This window comes from Corynebacterium parakroppenstedtii (genome assembly GCF_019754935.1).
Lineage (GTDB): Bacteria > Actinomycetota > Actinomycetes > Mycobacteriales > Mycobacteriaceae > Corynebacterium > Corynebacterium parakroppenstedtii.
The window spans coordinates 699,516-715,945 of the sequence record NZ_JAGSOA010000001.1 but is presented as its reverse complement, the minus strand read 5'-3'; the positions used below and the strand labels follow the sequence as shown (position 1 = coordinate 715,945).

13 protein-coding genes and 2 pseudogenes are annotated in these 16,430 nt (G+C 55.0%); 6 read left to right on the top strand and 9 right to left on the bottom strand.

Annotation, left to right across the window (positions count from 1 at the left end):
* Positions 1-133 precede the first annotated feature (133 nt).
* The 5 genes and pseudogenes from KCQ76_RS03020 to KCQ76_RS10950 form a co-directional block, all read right to left on the bottom strand.
* Entirely contained in the window at positions 134-2,290 is a 2,157-nt protein-coding gene (locus KCQ76_RS03020; protein WP_046202626.1) for an MMPL family transporter, read from the bottom strand.
* Between the two features lie 3 nt (positions 2,291-2,293).
* On the bottom strand, positions 2,294-2,482 hold the full coding sequence (locus KCQ76_RS10755; RefSeq protein ID WP_231725312.1) for a hypothetical protein: 189 nt from the start codon (positions 2,480-2,482) through the stop codon (positions 2,294-2,296).
* Between the two features lie 597 nt (positions 2,483-3,079).
* Positions 3,080-3,463: pseudogene (locus KCQ76_RS10750) on the bottom strand (lysophospholipid acyltransferase family protein); the annotation flags it as partial.
* A gap of 78 nt (positions 3,464-3,541) precedes the next feature.
* Entirely contained in the window at positions 3,542-4,294 is a 753-nt protein-coding gene (gene ribB / locus KCQ76_RS03010) for a 3,4-dihydroxy-2-butanone-4-phosphate synthase (protein WP_046202624.1), read from the bottom strand.
* A gap of 283 nt (positions 4,295-4,577) precedes the next feature.
* On the bottom strand, positions 4,578-4,700 hold the full coding sequence (locus tag KCQ76_RS10950) for a hypothetical protein (RefSeq protein WP_257994309.1): 123 nt from the start codon (positions 4,698-4,700) through the stop codon (positions 4,578-4,580).
* 229 nt (positions 4,701-4,929) lie between these two features.
* Between KCQ76_RS10950 and KCQ76_RS03005 the strand changes: the two genes are divergently transcribed.
* On the top strand, positions 4,930-5,421 hold the full coding sequence (locus tag KCQ76_RS03005) for a MarR family winged helix-turn-helix transcriptional regulator (protein WP_102215068.1): 492 nt from the start codon (positions 4,930-4,932) through the stop codon (positions 5,419-5,421).
* Between the two features lie 198 nt (positions 5,422-5,619).
* Here the strand turns inward: KCQ76_RS03005 and chcB1 are convergent, their stop codons facing one another.
* Both chcB1 and KCQ76_RS02995 read right to left on the bottom strand, forming a co-directional pair.
* Positions 5,620-6,390, bottom strand: coding sequence for a trans-4-hydroxycyclohexanecarboxylate dehydrogenase (gene chcB1 / locus KCQ76_RS03000; protein ID WP_046202622.1), 771 nt, complete (start codon positions 6,388-6,390; stop codon positions 5,620-5,622).
* Between the two features lie 89 nt (positions 6,391-6,479).
* Positions 6,480-9,719 carry an acyltransferase family protein gene (locus KCQ76_RS02995; protein ID WP_052722185.1) on the bottom strand — a complete coding sequence of 1,080 codons (3,240 nt, stop codon included), beginning with the start codon at positions 9,717-9,719 and terminating at the stop codon, positions 6,480-6,482.
* A 347-nt stretch (positions 9,720-10,066) separates the two neighbouring features.
* Between KCQ76_RS02995 and KCQ76_RS02990 the strand changes: the two genes are divergently transcribed.
* On the top strand, positions 10,067-10,996 hold the full coding sequence (locus KCQ76_RS02990) for a chymotrypsin family serine protease (protein ID WP_052722186.1): 930 nt from the start codon (positions 10,067-10,069) through the stop codon (positions 10,994-10,996).
* A gap of 83 nt (positions 10,997-11,079) precedes the next feature.
* Here the strand turns inward: KCQ76_RS02990 and hisN are convergent, their stop codons facing one another.
* Positions 11,080-11,910 (bottom strand): histidinol-phosphatase, encoded by an 831-nt coding sequence (gene hisN, locus KCQ76_RS02985; RefSeq protein WP_046202785.1) that lies wholly within the window; start codon positions 11,908-11,910, stop codon positions 11,080-11,082.
* Positions 11,911-12,018: 108 nt separating this feature from the next.
* Positions 12,019-12,807 (bottom strand): annotated as a pseudogene (locus KCQ76_RS02980) (inositol monophosphatase family protein); the annotation flags it as partial.
* A gap of 89 nt (positions 12,808-12,896) precedes the next feature.
* Between KCQ76_RS02980 and prfB the strand changes: the two are divergent.
* The 4 genes from prfB to smpB all read left to right on the top strand — a co-directional run bounded on the left by prfB (position 12,897) and on the right by smpB (position 16,356).
* Positions 12,897-14,036 (top strand): peptide chain release factor 2, encoded by a 1,140-nt coding sequence (gene prfB / locus KCQ76_RS02975; protein ID WP_046202621.1) that lies wholly within the window; start codon positions 12,897-12,899, stop codon positions 14,034-14,036.
* A 68-nt stretch (positions 14,037-14,104) separates the two neighbouring features.
* Positions 14,105-14,794, top strand: a complete 690-nt coding sequence (ftsE, locus tag KCQ76_RS02970) for a cell division ATP-binding protein FtsE (protein WP_046202620.1) — start codon at positions 14,105-14,107, stop codon at positions 14,792-14,794.
* A gap of 11 nt (positions 14,795-14,805) precedes the next feature.
* Entirely contained in the window at positions 14,806-15,708 is a 903-nt protein-coding gene (ftsX, locus tag KCQ76_RS02965; protein ID WP_046202619.1) for a permease-like cell division protein FtsX, read from the top strand.
* Positions 15,709-15,804: 96 nt separating this feature from the next.
* The gene (gene smpB / locus KCQ76_RS02960; RefSeq protein ID WP_046202618.1) at positions 15,805-16,356 is read left to right on the top strand and encodes an SsrA-binding protein SmpB; all 552 of its coding nucleotides are present in this window, start codon (positions 15,805-15,807) and stop codon (positions 16,354-16,356) included.
* Positions 16,357-16,430: the final 74 nt, after the last annotated feature.

The following is a 16,430-nucleotide window of genomic DNA, read 5'->3' as shown; positions in this document are numbered from 1 at the left end:
GCGATATTCAATGTCGTCGTAGTTGGACTTCCTGAATGCCGGCCGGGGTGTGGGTCACACACCGTCTATTCGCTATGATTCGTCTTCAACTATGGCTAGCTTTACCGGATAGATGTTTACGATATCGTCGTCATCAAAAGGCCATCGATTCTGATCTTCCGCTTCCTGATTCAATATTCTCACCTCCTTGTTTTCGGGTTTTAGTTTCGGCTGAAGCCCAGATTTTGGGGCCCAATAGCGTGATAGTTGACGGTAAAAGGAAGGGTCGCACAATAAGGGCATCTATAGCTACTGCCATAGCCAGCCCTAGGCCAAGTTCACGGACAATACTGATCTCCGCAACCATGAAGGAAAGGAAAACGCCGATCATAATTATGGCCGCGGAAATTACCAGCCGCGATGTTTTGCTAACACCTCTGGTAATAGATTCCACATGTTTGTGAGATTTAGTGAATTCCTCTCGCATCCGGCTGGCCATTAAAACCATATAATCAATGGATAATCCGAATACGATCGCAAATATAACAACGGGCGTTACCGAATTGATCGAGTTGCCCGTTGATATTTTCCAAACTAAGGAAAGTAATCCCATAGCAGAGGAAACTACTAAACCATTCAGAATTACAGCCAAGGTGGGCAGTTGCCAAGATCGAAATGCCCAGCTCAATAGTGCCAGCGAGATTAAGAAGACGACACCAATTATCCACGGAATAGACGTTTCGACCAACTGATCAAATTCCATGCCCTGCGCAGTTGCACCAGTAACAAAGACACCTGATTTATCTTTCGTTAATTCCATTAATTGATAGACCATCTCATGTGCTTTGTCGGAATCTGGTAACTCAGTCGACGTGACTAATATACGGGCATAATTCAATCCGTTGAAGGAGCCAGTTAACGGGTACGGAGAAAAGCTTTCTTCCGGTGAGCCAGGCGCTAAAACCTGATCAACTCCATTGATGGAGGTTAATTTTTCGGCCAATACCTGTGCTCGTTTGTTGACTTCTTCGGATGATTCCCCACGTTGACCTCGAAACGTAACACTGGTGGGAAAGAGCTCACGTGCATTGAGCTCGGACTGGATAGCTTCGATGCCTTCCCTGGAGTCTTTCGCTTCTGGAAGAATCGACGCGCTTGCTACCGGTACCTGTAATTTAAGCGACGCTAGGGGTGTCGTGACGATTAACAAGGGCACTACCACAGCTACCGCTACGAGGATTGGCCGAGTGACGGATATCTGCAATGATCTTGAGAATTTTTTCCCCGAGAGATAATTCCGTTTCTTAGCTCTCGTTAGTTGCCCAAAGAAAACGTGATTACCAAGTAGTGTAAGTGCAGCCGGCAGTAAAGTCGCAATAGCTGCAAGTGCAATAGAGGTTACAACAATACCAGCTAGGGCGATCGAGCTGAAGACCATGTTACGAGGTATGAAAAGAGCGCATAGCGCGGCAATGACGCTAAGTCCACCGAAGCGGATCGCATGCCCTACCGTATGTGTGGCTAGCTCGAGTGCGCGAACCGGGGTTTCGCCCCTCTGTAGGTTTTCTCTGTAGCGGGCGATCAGAAAGAGACAATAGTCAACAGAAACTGCTAGTCCGATGAGGGACGCCCCTGTGATGTACATGTTTGATACGTCGGTAATCTTCGATAGCAACGCTCCTACGCCTTGTGTACCGACCAAACAGACCCCTGCGATGGCAAGGGTTATGATCGTGGGCCCTATTGACCGATATATTAATAGGAGAACAAGGATCAACAGGGGAAACGCGATCATTTCAGCGTGGAGTGCGTCCTTCTGTGATTGAATGTTGAGGTCGTAATCAAGGGCAGGTGCGCCTGTAACGTGACTCTCAATTTCAGTTTCTTTGAGGGAGTCTGAAACTTTCTCTCGTAACGTGGGGACCATATTCTGCGTCGTCGTATTGCTTGCGTCAATTCCGACCTGAATAATTTGTGTCTGCCCCGTGCTAGATCTGAGTTGTTGGACCTCTCGTCCGTCCATGACGTTCTTGACGTGAGGTAACTGGGTAATGGAGGCTTCTACGGAGTCAAGAACGGATGGCGTGATCTCGGAACTAGATTTCAGTACAACCGAGAGTTCGTTTTCGGGATCATCGAGAGCCTCGCGGTTGATCTCGACACCCTCGAAAGACCTTCCATGCTGATTATTAAACCCGCCTGCCTTAACCGCATTATTGAGTTGCCCTGCGCCAATGGCTGTTACCGCAAAAAAGAGTATCCACGCTAGGACGGTCAGCTTAGGGTGGCGTCGGACGAGTGAAAACACCATTCTCTATTGCTTCCCTTCGTTGCGATCACTCAGGTTTGCTAGAGCTCCGGTAATCTTGGTAGCCCGTGCAGATCCCCGGGGATCCTCAGGAGATATATTCTCCTGGGCGTTCTTGTATGCCTTTTCCGCGTCTCTCAGCTTTCCTTCTTGCGACAAGGCCTCTGCTAGGCCAACGTATGCCTGTGAGGTCATCTGGCCTCCACGACTGACGGCTTCCTCGAAGTACTTTTGTGCCTTTCGTGGGCCTCCGCCAAGGAAGTTTGGTAACAGGAGAGAACTCCTGCCGGCTAAATAGGGGGCGAAGTCGTTTGAGTTATGGAGGTCCGTTAGCCGAGAAGCTCGGTGGGTAACGATAAAGATCCGGCCGGTTCTTGCCAGATAATTCGTTGAACTAATTGCCTTGAATCCGTTCAGTCTAGCCTTTTCTACATCAAGATCTAGGTGTCTGCCGGAAATCCTATCGGCTATTCTTAGCAACAATTCGATTCGGCTCAAAGCGTCATCATGTAGGCGGCCATCGGGAGATAGATTCTCAGTAATGATGTGTTGCGCTAGACTTACGATGCTGGATGAAGACTCCCCACAGGAGCTTGGTGTCGGTCGCGCGCTACGTTCTTTAAGCCGCTCGATGGCGGTGACTGCATCATCTCTCATCGTGCGCGCAGCCGCCCGCTGGTCACTAATCTGCGGGGGTAGTAGGGGTTTACCGACAGCCACTGAAAGCAGTTTTCGTCGCGGAACCCTAGCCCCTTTCGGTAGTACATCAGAGACTCCGGTCATACCGACAGGTACTACGGGCGCGTTGTTGGCGAGCGCCATTCGGAATGCTCCGGTCTTAAATGGCAGCAGTCCTCCGGTTGTGTTACGGGTACCCTCTGGATAAAGCACGAGGGTTTCCTCACGATCGAGTACTTCCTTAGCGCGTTGAAAAATTTCTTCACCGGGAGCATTTCGATTTACTGGGTAACAGTCCATGGACTGATGCCAGATTCTGGAAAGAGGTTTTTCGAAAGCTTCCGCTTTTGTGGGAAACCAAACACGAGCATTTCGCACCGATTCAGCTATTGTCTTTGTGACAAAATGATCCATATACGACGAGTGGTTTGCTACCAAGATCACAGGACCACGTCGGGGTATGTTCTCCAAGCCGTCGATATAAGACAAATGACGCATGACCAGCTCGTGGATGAGTGGGGTGGCTATACTCCGCGTTAGTTGGCCGGCATTATCGTTATGGGTGCCCATTGGTGTCTACTCCTTCACGGTAGTTGTGCTTGGGAGAGGGGATCCATCGGGGCATTGTGTAATCTTTACGCCAGCCTTCACTTGGGCGCTCCGATAAGCACGTAGGCGCTCAATTGTTGAGAGACTAATGCCACGTTCCTCACACCAACCGAGTAGTTCGGGCAAACGAATCATTTCTCCATCCTCATCAATAATCTCGATGATGGCGGCAACCGGGGCATAGCCAGCCATGGCGGCTAAGTCGCTTCCTGCTTCGGTGTGGCCGATTCGAGTAAGTACCCCACCTTCCCGCGCAATGAGTGGGAAAACATGCCCAGGCCGATGAAAATCCGCTGCAGTGCCGTTTGAAGCCAACAACCGGATAGTAGAAGCCCGGTCGCTAGCACAAATACCTGTGGTCACACCGAATCGAGGAGAAGCGTCGCACGATACAGTGAAAGCTGTACCAAAGCCATCCTGATTACTGTTGACCATCGGTGAAAGGTTCAATTTAGTGGCCAGCTTTGCTGGCATCGGCACGCATAAAAGCCCCTTGGCCTGGGTTATCATGAAATTAACTGCCTCAGGCGTGATCGCCTCAGCAGCAATTATTAAATCTCCTTCGTTTTCTCGGTCTTCGTCATCGACGAGTGCGACCATTTTTCCGGATGCGATATCCCCCACAACGGTCTCAATGGGAGCTAGGTGGGATTCTGCTTTCAGGCGGGCGGAGGATTTAGCTTCTCCGCTTCGTGAGTCGAAAGGTACAGCTTGGGTCATTTTAGGCTCCTTTATCCACAAACCCATGACACGACATGTATGTCGCGTCATGGATATATATACATAGGCTTCGTGCGGATTGCGAGTTGCTCACCTAAATACCCTTAATATGGGGGTAAAATGTGCATATAAGCGCCGTTGTAGACCTTATGATCGGAAGGGGTAAGGTGTTGATCTTGTGTACTTTAGGAGGAAAAGTAAACTCTATGATATGTCATGGAAATTGAGATATTCGTCATCTGAATTCTTTTATCATGATGTGCAGTCAATTTGTCGTCTACTCTTAGATGGTAGGGTTCTTCCCGAATGGAATCCTGCAATCAGTACCGTCGAGGAATCCGACACGACCGGCACCTTCGTGATCAGCGTCCACCGACTGCTCAGGGGGATCCTGGTCTATGGCCACTCAGACCTTCACACCATCAACATGTCTATTACCGTCCCAGGATTAACTGAGGAAACATCATTCCGGCTTTCGCCTCAATCGCAGGGCACTCAAGTAACTCATACAATTGTGCAACGAGGATTCCTCGTCGCCCTTATCGGAGCTGCGGAGAACTCGAACGTGCCGGCTAAACGTCTCGCACGACTAGCTTGTTATTTGGATAACTCCGCAGATGAAAGGAACGTGTCCTTTGGCTGAGACCCTAGCTAGTTACCCGGAGGAAATTCGCTACCTCATCTTGGCGCTTCAGAGGCAAGGTAACCGCAAACTCAACAACCTATTCGCGCAATTAGATCTAACTACTTCCCAGTCCGAAACGATAGAAGTCATCGGAATGTATGGTCCGATGAGTACCCGCGAGGTTGGGGAGTATTTAATTTGTGAATCGGGTAGTCCAAGTCGACTCCTGGCAACGCTTGCAGCAAAGGGTCTCACCGTGACCTCCCGGTCTGTGACTGATAGAAGAGCAACTCTTCACGCCCTAACGCCCAAGGGGCGCGAGATGGTGGAAAGAATCAAGGATCTAAAAAGGTCTTTCCAGGACGAACTCGCTGCTTCATTAGCGGAGGTTGAGAACCGGTATCCAGAAGATTTGCTCACGCAGCTAACGTTTCTTCTGGAGGATCCAGATCTAGTTATGGCTTTGAAGAATCGCTATCCACGTCTTTTTTCCAGGCTTTAAGCCACAAAGCTGGGATGGGGTCAACTCTTGAACCTAAAGCTAATCACACCGTGTGGACGCTATTGCGCACTTCTGCGCAACCTCCGTAAATCAACCAGATTTCGTTAGACCATTCGGTAGTGTCCACCGACAAATATGCGCACTCGAATGGCTAGTCTATAGTCCGTATAACCTCTGGTTATTACGTTCATTCGCGCTTTATTGATCGTCACGCAAGTTGTTTCCTGCGGTTTCTCCGCCGTCCAGGACGAAGGATCCGCCGGAGGCGAACGTAGATTCGTCGGAAGCTAAGTACACGATGAGCTGGGAGATTTCGGTCGGTTCGGCAGCGCGGTCTAGCGGAATCTGGCCGAAGCCGCGCTTGAGGTTCGCGGTCAACGGAGTATTCACGCTGCCGGGGTGGACAGAGTTGACTCGGATGCCGTACTTACCCAGGTCCAGAGCCGAGGTCTTGGTTAGGCCTTGAACACCCCACTTAGCGGTGGCGTAGGCCGCACGGTGTTTAAAGCCGACGAGCCCCGCGATGGAAGAAATGTTAATGATCGAGGAGGTTTCCCTCTTCTTGAGCTCCGGAACCGCAGCCTTCATGCCGTAGAACGTCCCGGTGAGGTCGATGGCCAGGGTCAGGTCCCAGTCCTTCAGCGAAGCCTCTTCCACGTCGCCTGCGGTGAAAACCCCGGCATTATTGACCAAAACATCCAGGTGTCCGAAGGCCTCTACGGTTTTCTCCACTGCCTCGGTCCAGTTATCGAAATCGGTGACATCGAGGTGGACAAAAACAGCTGTGCCGTCGCCGTACTTCTCGTTGAGGTCCTTGGCGAGCTCGGTGCCCTTGTCATCTGCGATATCTGCCAGGGCTACCTTGGCTCCCTGCGAAGCCAATACCCGGGCGTGGGACTCACCCATGCCCGAGGCAGCTCCGGTGATCAGTGTGACTTTGTCTTGAACGCGTCCTTGTTTGGTATCCATACCCTTACCGCAGGCTCTTTACCCACATGACGGACATAGCAACTATCTGTTTGTCGCCCCCGAAAGTAGTGAACTCCGGGATTATTGTCTTATGCTGCCGGCGGGCAAATCGGTGGTACATCTTTCTTTCCACTTGCCCACTGCTTGAGTGCAGCGACGAACGCATTGGTATACCCCACCGTGGCGTTCCCGCGCGGGTGTATCTCATCGCTCGCGAGTTCACTGACGTGGTCGTCGGCGTACGCACACCAGTCCGCCGCGTAGACGTTCGGGTACTTCTTGGCAGCGTCGACAACTTGTTGTTGAGCGTCTTGCATGTACCAACGGTCGCCATAGGGCATCGCGATAACGATGGTGTGTTTCGGGCCGATCGACTTGATGATCTCGTCCAGCTGGCCGGGGAATGCTTGCCCATTCGTGCCGAACCCCAGGAAGACGAATTGACGCAGCGCGTCCTGGGCTTTGAGGTCGGCTATGATCGCGGGAGCGGCCTGGTAGTGGCGGGAAACCTCGGCGTTGATGTCGATACCGGGGAAGCGCTTTTGCAGCTCGGCCTGGGAAGCGAGCATGACGGAATCCCCAATCGCGTTGATATTTGTCCCGTCTTTAGGCACGTCATGTGTCACGACTTTGGGAGCCGGTTTGACAGCGCTTCGTTCAGAGCGGTTTTCCGCTTGTAAACGCTCCAACTCGGATTCCAGCGCGGTTCCGTGACTGGTGTTGTGAATAGCCAGACCTGCGAAAACACAGCACAGGATCATGGCTGCGGGCACCATCGCGCCGCCGAACCGTTGCCGGCTGGTGGAACGCTCGCCGAAAATCGCGTAGCTCAGTTTCCGTGTACTTTCGATGAACCCGTACCGGCGGATCGGTGTCTCGATGAAGCGGAAGCTCAGCTCAGCCGCGACTAACGAAATGACGATCGCGATGAGCCCCGTGATCCATTTCTTCCGACCCCACTCGTAATCCTGGAACAGCGTCACGATGAACAGATTGGCCGGGACGTGCCACAAATACAGCGAGAACGAAATGAAACCGAGGTGGCGCAAAACCTTGTTCCGGAAAATCGCCGCTACCGGGCCATTGTTCCGGACGACAGATGCAATGATGATGGCGACGATCAAGGAACTGCTGATGAGGCCGCCTCGGTACGTGAAGGTGTCTTGGTCACCAAGCCAGAAGAAGTAGAAGATCTGCACCGCGAGCGCGGGAATAGCCAAAAGACTTAAGATCCGCCCATGTTGCAGGAGCCCCTCGCGGTATCCCCAGGTGTCGCCACGTTTTTCGGTTGACGACGAAATGGTGATCGACGCCAAAGCCGCGCCGATGAGCAGCCCGAATGCGTGGGTGTCGGTGCCGTAGTACACGCGGGTTGCGTCGTGTCCGGGGTCGACAATGATGGCCATCGCTAGCGCAGACACAACGGCACCCAGGAGGGCCAGTTTCCCGATCAGCCGCGGTGTTTTGCGTAAGATCACGAGCAATAGTGAAACGATGAGCGGCCAAATAATGTAGAACTGTTCCTCAACCGAGAGGGACCAGTAGTGAGCGAAGATCGGCAGCTCAGACTGTGCGAAATAGCTCTGCGAGTGGGCGATCTGAACCCAGTTGTTCACAAAGAGTGCCGACGACCAGAACTGTCTGCCCAGGTTCACATTGACGTCGCCGCCGATTACTCCCGCGATAGCTGCGCAAATGACAAGCGTGCTGATGGCTGCGGGGGCAATACGCCTTACGCGGCGTATCCAGAAGTTCTTAAGGCTAATGGTGCGGGAATAAACGAATTCCCGAAGCAGCAGGGATGTGATGAGGAATCCACTGAGTACGAAGAATACGTCGACGCCCAGATAACCGCCGGGGAGTACGTTGCCGAAAAGGTGGTAAATCACCACCGAAATAACGGCGAGCCCACGGAGCCCATCAATCCCGGGGACATGTCTAATCCCTGTCGGAGCGCCCTTGGTTGACGTCTTTCTTTCGGCGGCTTTGCCTTTGGCCGGGCTGGGTTGTGGTGCGACTGCGGTCTGAGTTCTTGCCGACGGTGTTCCCGTGGAAGACCTAACGCTTTGCGATCCATCTCTCGATGGGGAGGCGGACACGCCCGCCCGCGATGACTCTGCGCGCGATGATTTCTTTCGGCGTCCCTTGCCTGATTTGCGCTCCGACCGCGGTTCGATCCGCTGTGGAAGCGCGGTGCCCTGTGTAAAGCGCGATATCCCGGTGGACCGTGGGACTTTGACGGGGACGTAGTCGGCTTTAGACGGTCTCGGGGGAGCGGACGACTTTCGGCTTACCTCAGGAGTACTTCCCTCAGATACCTTTTCTGGTCCTGAAGCCTTCGCAGTTTCTTGTGGAGCCGTCGCAATTTCTTGCGAAGCGTTCGCGTCTTCATCGGTAGGGTGCGCTTGTGTGGCGTCCGCTTTGTCTTGTGCGGCCTCCGTTTGTCTCTTTACCGGAGCGCTGCTGGCTTTCTTGGCACCGGTCGTCTGTGCCGATTTTTTATCTGACGAACCCTTAGGCCGGGTACTCCGTTGCTCAGCGGAGACTGATGCGTCTGGTCTGGATCCCGACACTTGCGGTTTCGGCCGTCGTAATGAGGGCCGCGGAGCACCACTAACCTCAGACGATCTGTGTGATCGTGACAGGGCTGATCCTGCAGCACGGCTGCGCCCAGCATTTTTCTTCCCGACGGAACCTGCGCCCGTGATCCCGGACGTTCCCGAAGGAGTAGTCCGCGCGTCAGCTAAACGACGAGCACCGGCCGGAGCACGGCCGACGTGCCGAAAAGATGGTGTGTCACTCTCACGGGTTGAACTCTGCGACCCCGATGTGCGACGTCGCGCACTCACGGGCGTTGACGTGCGGGAAACAGGAAAATGCGTCTCTACACCGGCGTGATCGTCGTTCCGGCTGTCACGGCGTCGAACCTCACCACGGCCTTGCCGCTCGCCGTTGTTACTTGCTCGTCTGGTTTCGTCAGCAGCCCCGTCGTCAGGCGTCGTCGATTGTTGTGATGAGGCCGACGAACCACTTTTTGCTGAGCCGGACGAGCGTGTCGTAGACGATCCAGCCTTGGACGACCCAACCTCGGACGATTCCGCCGCAGGGGCACCGGAAGACGCGCTCGCGGATGAAGTGGAAGAACCGGAATGACCTGGCTCAGGATCGGACTGCTGAGCCGTTGCGGACTGGCTAGGTCTCGGTGAATTACCGATGGTGGAGGCAGACCTCAACAAGGATCCTCCCTGTTGAGCAGCGGATTGCACCGCTTGTGCCGCTCGGCGGGTGGCTTTGCCCAAACCTGCAGGTGAGAGTTTTGGAAGACGCATTCTAGGTTTCGTTTAGCTCGTGAGTGAGATGGCAGAGTGCAAAGTCTAACGCACTTTGGCCGCTGACCACATACGCGCCGATAGGGCCAATGTTGCCGCATATGACCCTGTCGGAATGGGAGACGGATTTGATCGTAGCCCCCTTCAGAAGCAGCCTCGTGCATCTTCAATGTCGCGTTGTCACAATGTTATTAATTTGTTGCATAGAAGATAGGGGAATGCTGTGAATAGAGGGATATACTGAGCTTGTCGCAGCATAGGGTATTCCCTGTGTAGCCATGTTTTCTGGACTTATTCCAGTGGTTTTCGGTCCGCTATATACAGACATGTACAGCAAGGATGTCGTTATGTCTTTGGTTAACTCAATAAGTCGTGCTGGTTTAGCAGTGCTCGCCTCGGCGGCGTTGTGTGTCGGTGTTGGTGGGGTAGCTCATGCATCAGACGCGCCGACGGATACCCCGGCAGATAATCCGGCCGCTTCCGAGTCACCGATAATTAACGACGCTGACCCCGACACTGCAGCTACGGCATCCGATGCTGCACCTTCGACGGAGTCTTCCACGGAGTACGGTCTTTTCGACGACATCGTCGCCCAGACCGGAATGGCTGGCGAGCATCGAATTCAAGGCGTTTATTTCCCCTCTCCGCCGGCACCTGCTGAGGCGGTAGAGCTCGCTAAGCAGGGAATTTCCCTCTATGGCCCGGGAACCCCGGTGTTTGTGGGCAACGCGATTTGTACAGTCACCGCAGCCGGCCACGACTCTAATGGGCGGGCTATGGCTATCACCGCTGGGCACTGCGGACCGGTCGGAAGTCCTGTGACTTCGATGGACTCGCAGGACGTCGGAGTATCAGGCACTGTCGTCCGTACCAGCGAGAACCCCAAGTACTCCGTCATTGAGCTTAAAGACAATGCCCGAGTGACATCGTCCTATGGACAAGTTACTGCTGACGGCATCGGTGGTGGCGGTGTCGCGCCGGGAGTCCAATTGTGCAAGAACGGTATTTCCACCGGCTGGACATGCGGACAGGCGTGGGAGGCCCCCGCAGATTCGCACTATCTCACGCAAGTATGCGCAACGCACGGCGACTCCGGAGCCCCAGTTCTGCTAGGGAACCGGATTGTTGGACTTGTCGAAGGAAGCCCGGGACCGATTTCTTGCCGCTTCCCAGCGCAGGGCTCCCTCTTCACGCCGACCGATGTCATCGACATGCAGGCCATCTTGAATTCGCTCAACGCGACGGCCGGCCCTGGAAACGGATTCCGCCTGGGGTAGTGGTGTCCGCTGGATACGCCGCGGCATGGCTCGCTCGGCCTGGCGAACTGTGGCCTACCGCGCCACGATCGGGCGCGCCGGGGTTAATCCTCGTCGGTTAACCGACGACGGACGGTCTCGTGGAGAATCCCGTTCGTGGCCACAGCATCGCCACCATGCGGACCGCGCTCACCGGCAAGGGATGTAAACGTTCCGCCAGCTCCCTCAACCACGGGCACCAGCGCAGCTAAATCCCACAGCGACACTTCCGGTTCCGCGGCGATGTCGACGGCACCCTCCGCAACCAGGCAGTAGGAGTAAAAATCGCCGAATCCTCGCAAGCGCCAGGCGTCGTCGGTAAGAGATACAAACGCATCTCGTAGGCCTCGATCTTTCCAACCCCCAAGCGATGACATGGAGATCGAGCTATCGCCCACATTGCCCACCGTGGACACCGACAGTTTCCGCAGTGCGGCACTCGGCACTGTGCCGCTCGGCGTTGCACCGTTACCAAGAGCCCAGGCAGCTTCACCCGTGATGCCAATCCATCTGCGGCCGAGCGCCGGGGCAGACACAACACCAACCTGCGGGTACCCGTCCACCATCAACGAAATGAGCGTCGCCCACACGGGGACCCCGCGAACATAGTTCTTCGTCCCATCGATGGGGTCAATCACCCACTGGCGGCCCGACAAGACCGGCTCGCCACCGAACTCCTCCCCAAGGACCTCGTCATCAGGGCACTCCGTACTCAATAGCCCACGGAGGGTGCGCTCGGTGTCCAAATCCGCGTCGGACACAGGGGTCATATCCGGTTTAGCGCTGACCTGCAGCTCGGAGGAGAGGAATCGCTTCATCGTGATCGCGTCGGCCGCATCTGCCAGCCGAAGAGCACGGTCAACATCATCGCCATACTTGCTGCTCGCCCACGGCAACGGGGTCGAAGTAGACGAAGAAGTAGACGAATTAGCCCCACCCGTACGAAGCGCGCGCTCAATCGTGTCAACGACCCCCTCAGGACCAGCAATAGACCAGGTCACTCCCTGGGCGTCAACACGGCGGGCCGTCCCCCCTACACCTTCGACCAGCGCTTTCCCCGGAAGCCAATCCCATGATTTCACCGAGTGCTGAATCCACGCGCCGAGTTCACCGTGGGCCACCGACGCCAAATCGACCGACCCAGACCCCAACATCCGCACACTGGCGAACTCTTCGACAACACCCATCCACGCGGACCTAATATCCGGCTGCTTCATAAAAGTGGGGTGCAAATATGTGCCCAAGCATTCGCGATCTGCCGAGTGAGCCGTGGAATCAAGCCGGGGCAGCGCTTTATCATCCAGAGTGGTGGGAATGGAGGGGCCGCCGATCCAGGTATATCCCATCGCCGGGCGGTGGACGGCTCCCAAAATCAGCCGATCAGGATTCTCGGCAACGGCTTCGGGGGTGTCATCACCTCCTTCCACCAGCGCAATCGCAGAACACCAGTAATCTGATCCGCGAGTGAAGTTGTAGGTACCATCGACGGGATCGATCACCCACACCCGGCCAGACTGTGAGGGGCGCGACGCTCCTTCTTCACCGACGACACCATCGTCGGCCCGCAATAGTTCCAGTACCTCAGCGACAAATTGTTCCGCCGCCCGGTCAGCTTCGGTCACAACGTCGGACACCGACGTTTTGTACTCCGTGGCCAACCCGCCGCGAGCCTGCTTTCCTTCGCGTAAACGCCACGCCAGGCGCCCAGCGTTGTACACGATGTCCCGTGCGAGCCGTTGGTCATCCACCCCCTCGCGGGCGATGGCGAAGGTTTTAGCCAGCGCGCTGACCATCTCCGTCATGGTGTGCGGTACCTGCTCCTCCGAAGATTCCATACTCTTATTGTGCACTACCCCTGTGACACACTGTTAGGATTACCCACGTGAATCCGGACGTTTCTCAAGATCTCGAAGACCTCAATTCCACCCTGACGACCATTGAAAAAGTGGTGGACGTCGATGACCTCAAGGATCAGGTACGCGAACTTGAAGCACAGGCGTCCGATCCCTCCTTGTGGGATGACCCCGATCACGCTCAGCAGGTGACGTCGAAACTGAGCCATGTGCAAGCACAGATTAAGAAAGTTACGACGTTGCGCCAGCGTGTCGACGATATGCCCGTGATGTATGAGCTTGCCGACGATGCCACCGAGGCGGGCGATACCGACGCTGCCGACGAAGCGCGCGAGATGGCAGATAGTGAGCGCGAAACCTTGCGCCACGAGATCGAATCCCTCGAGGTCCAGACGATGTTGTCGGGGGAATACGATGAGCGTGAGGCCGTCGTTAATATCCGGTCAGCTGCAGGTGGTGTGGATGCCGCGGACTGGGCGGAGATGTTGATGCGCATGTACACGCGGTGGGCGGAACAGCATGGGCATAAGATCGACGTGTTCGATATTTCGTACGCCGAAGAGGCTGGTATCAAGTCCGCTACGTTCATCGTGCATGGCGATTACATGTACGGTCAGCTGTCTGTTGAGCAGGGGACCCACCGCCTCGTTCGGATCAGTCCTTTTGATAACCAGGGGCGTCGGCAAACATCGTTCGCTGAGGTCGAAGTGCTGCCCGTCGTGGAGAAAACTGACCATATTGATATTGATGAGAATGATGTCCGGGTTGATGTGTACCGATCCTCGGGTCCGGGTGGGCAGTCGGTGAACACGACGGACTCGGCCGTGCGGTTGACGCATATTCCGACGGGGATTGTTGTGACGTGCCAGAACGAAAAATCCCAGATCCAGAACAAGGCGTCGGCGATGCGAGTCTTGGCCGCGAAGCTCTTAGAGCGGAAGCGTGAAGAAGAGCAGGCGGAGATGAACGCGCTGAAGGGTGATGGTTCCAATTCATGGGGGAACCAGATGCGCTCCTATGTGCTGCATCCCTACCAGATGGTGAAGGATTTGCGCACGAATTATGAGGTCAATGATCCGTCGAAGGTGCTGGATGGGGACCTTGATGGCTTCCTGGAAGCGGGGATTCGGTGGCGGATGGCTCAGCAGCGCGGGGACGACGAAAACTAGCTTTCCCACATGATTCACATTCACAACAGGGGTTACCAATTGTCCCAGCAGTGCGTTAGTCTGGCTGCGTGATTAAGTATGACGCGGTTACCAAGATGTACCGGACGTCCACCCGCCCGGCCCTGGATGCCGTCTCTGTGACCATTGACAAAGGCGAATTTGTCTTCCTGATTGGACCATCGGGATCCGGCAAATCCACCTTCCTTCAGCTCATGTTGAAGGAACAGAATGTCAGTAGCGGGGACTTGTGGGTTGAGGATTTCCACGTCAATAAATTGCCCAGAAAGAAGGTGCCACAGCTACGCCAAAAGGTGGGCTACGTGTTCCAGGATTTTCGGCTGCTGCCGAAGAAGAATGTCTATGACAATGTGGCGTTCGCCCTGGAAGTGATTGGGACACGACGCTCGGCCATTGATAAGCGAGTGAAGGAAGTGCTTGACCTTGTGGGGTTGGGGAGCAAGCGCAACCGTATGCCGAATGAGCTGTCCGGGGGTGAGCAGCAGCGCGTCGCTATCGCCCGAGCCTCCGTCAACCGCCCCTTAGTTCTTCTTGCCGACGAGCCCACGGGCAACCTTGACCCGGACACCAGTGCCGATATCTTGACGCTGCTCAACCGCATCAACCAGATGGGGACGACGGTGATCATGTCGACACACGACGCCGGTGCTGTGAACGCTATGCGCCAGCGTGTGTTGGAGCTCCACTCTGGAAAGCTCGTTCGTGACGATGCCCGTGGCCTGTATGGCGTCGGAAAGTAGGGGAGGGCGCAATGAAGACTAGATTCGTTTTCCGTGAGGCATTTTCGGGCCTGACCCGTAACATGACGATGACTATCGCCATGATTATTACGACGGCGATCTCCTTGGCTTTGCTGGCCACCGGGTTCTTGGTGACTTCTGTGACGGCAAAAACCAAGGACATTTACCTGGATCGCGTTGAGGTCATGGTCCAGCTTGATGACAACATTTCGGCCAACGACAAGAACTGCTCCAGCACGGAATGTAAGGAAGTTCAGGATAAGCTGAAGTCCGATGACGGTGTCGAATCGGTGACATTCCGTAGCCGCGAGCAGTCCTATGAGCATTTCAAGGAGCTGTTTCAGGACTCTGATCCCCGTCTTGTAGCAGATACGAGCCCTGACGCTCTACCGGCCGCCTTACACGTGCGGTTGAAAGATCCGCTGGATACGAAGCCTCTTGATGGCGTGAAGGATATGCCACAGGTCTCCGAGGTCGTTGACCAGGTTGATGACCTCCGCGGTGCCACGAATAACCTCAATGCCATTAGAAATGCGACCTTCGTGGTGGCGTTTGTACAGGCGATCGCTGCGGTGTTCTTGATCGTGAACATGGTCCAGATTGCGGCTTATTCCCGACGGCAAGAAACAACGATCATGCGGATGGTGGGTGCTACTCGGTGGTTTACTCAAGCCCCGTTCGTCTTGGAAGCGGTGTTGGCGTCATTCCTGGGATCGCTGGTGGCAATCGGTGGGCTTATCTTGGGCAAGGAATTTGTTCTCGATAAGACGCTCAAGAGCTTGTATGATTCCCGTTTGATTGCGCGGCTGACTTTAGCCGATATTGGAATGGTCTCGCCGATCATCATTATTGTGGGCGTAGTGTTTGCGGCCATTACCGCGCAAGCAACATTGCGCTGGTACGTAAGGGATTAGCACGCTGTGCGTAGCACGTAGCGCGATGTGCGTTGTGCGCATCGCGTTCGGTGCGCACTGTGTCGATGATGGAAATGTAGTTGTGAGGAGTTCGACGTGGCGAAAAAAGCGACATTAGTTGACCACGGGGCGGCTAAGGGTAAAAAGAAAGCCCAGTCGAAGGCGTCGAAAAAGAACGCGAACAAACGGTTGGTTGTTGCTACTAACCGGCGGGCGCGTCACGACTACACCATCCTTGATACGTGGGAAGCTGGGATTCAGCTCGTCGGGACTGAGGTGAAGTCCCTCCGCGAGGGGAAAGCGTCGTTAATTGATTCCTTCGCGACGATTGACGACGGCGAAGTGTGGTTGCAGCACCTCCACATTCCGGAGTACTCGAAGGGGCACTGGACTAACCATTCGCCCCGGCGGACGCGAAAGTTGCTGCTCCACCGCAACGAGATTGATTCCATCATGGGCAAGGTGCGCGACGGCAATAACACGCTGATTCCGTTGAGCCTGTATTTTTCCGACGGGAAATTGAAAGTGGAATTAGCTCTGGGCCGCGGTAAACAGGACTATGACCGTCGCCAAGATATCAAGCGTCGGACCGAAGAGCGGGAGGCAACTCGTGCCCTCGGCAGGCGCGTGAAGGGCCTGACGGGCTAGGGGCCGGTTTCGGGGTAGTAATTGCTGGCCAGATGTGATTGAGTATGAAAAATACTTAGCTGTACTGGCCTACT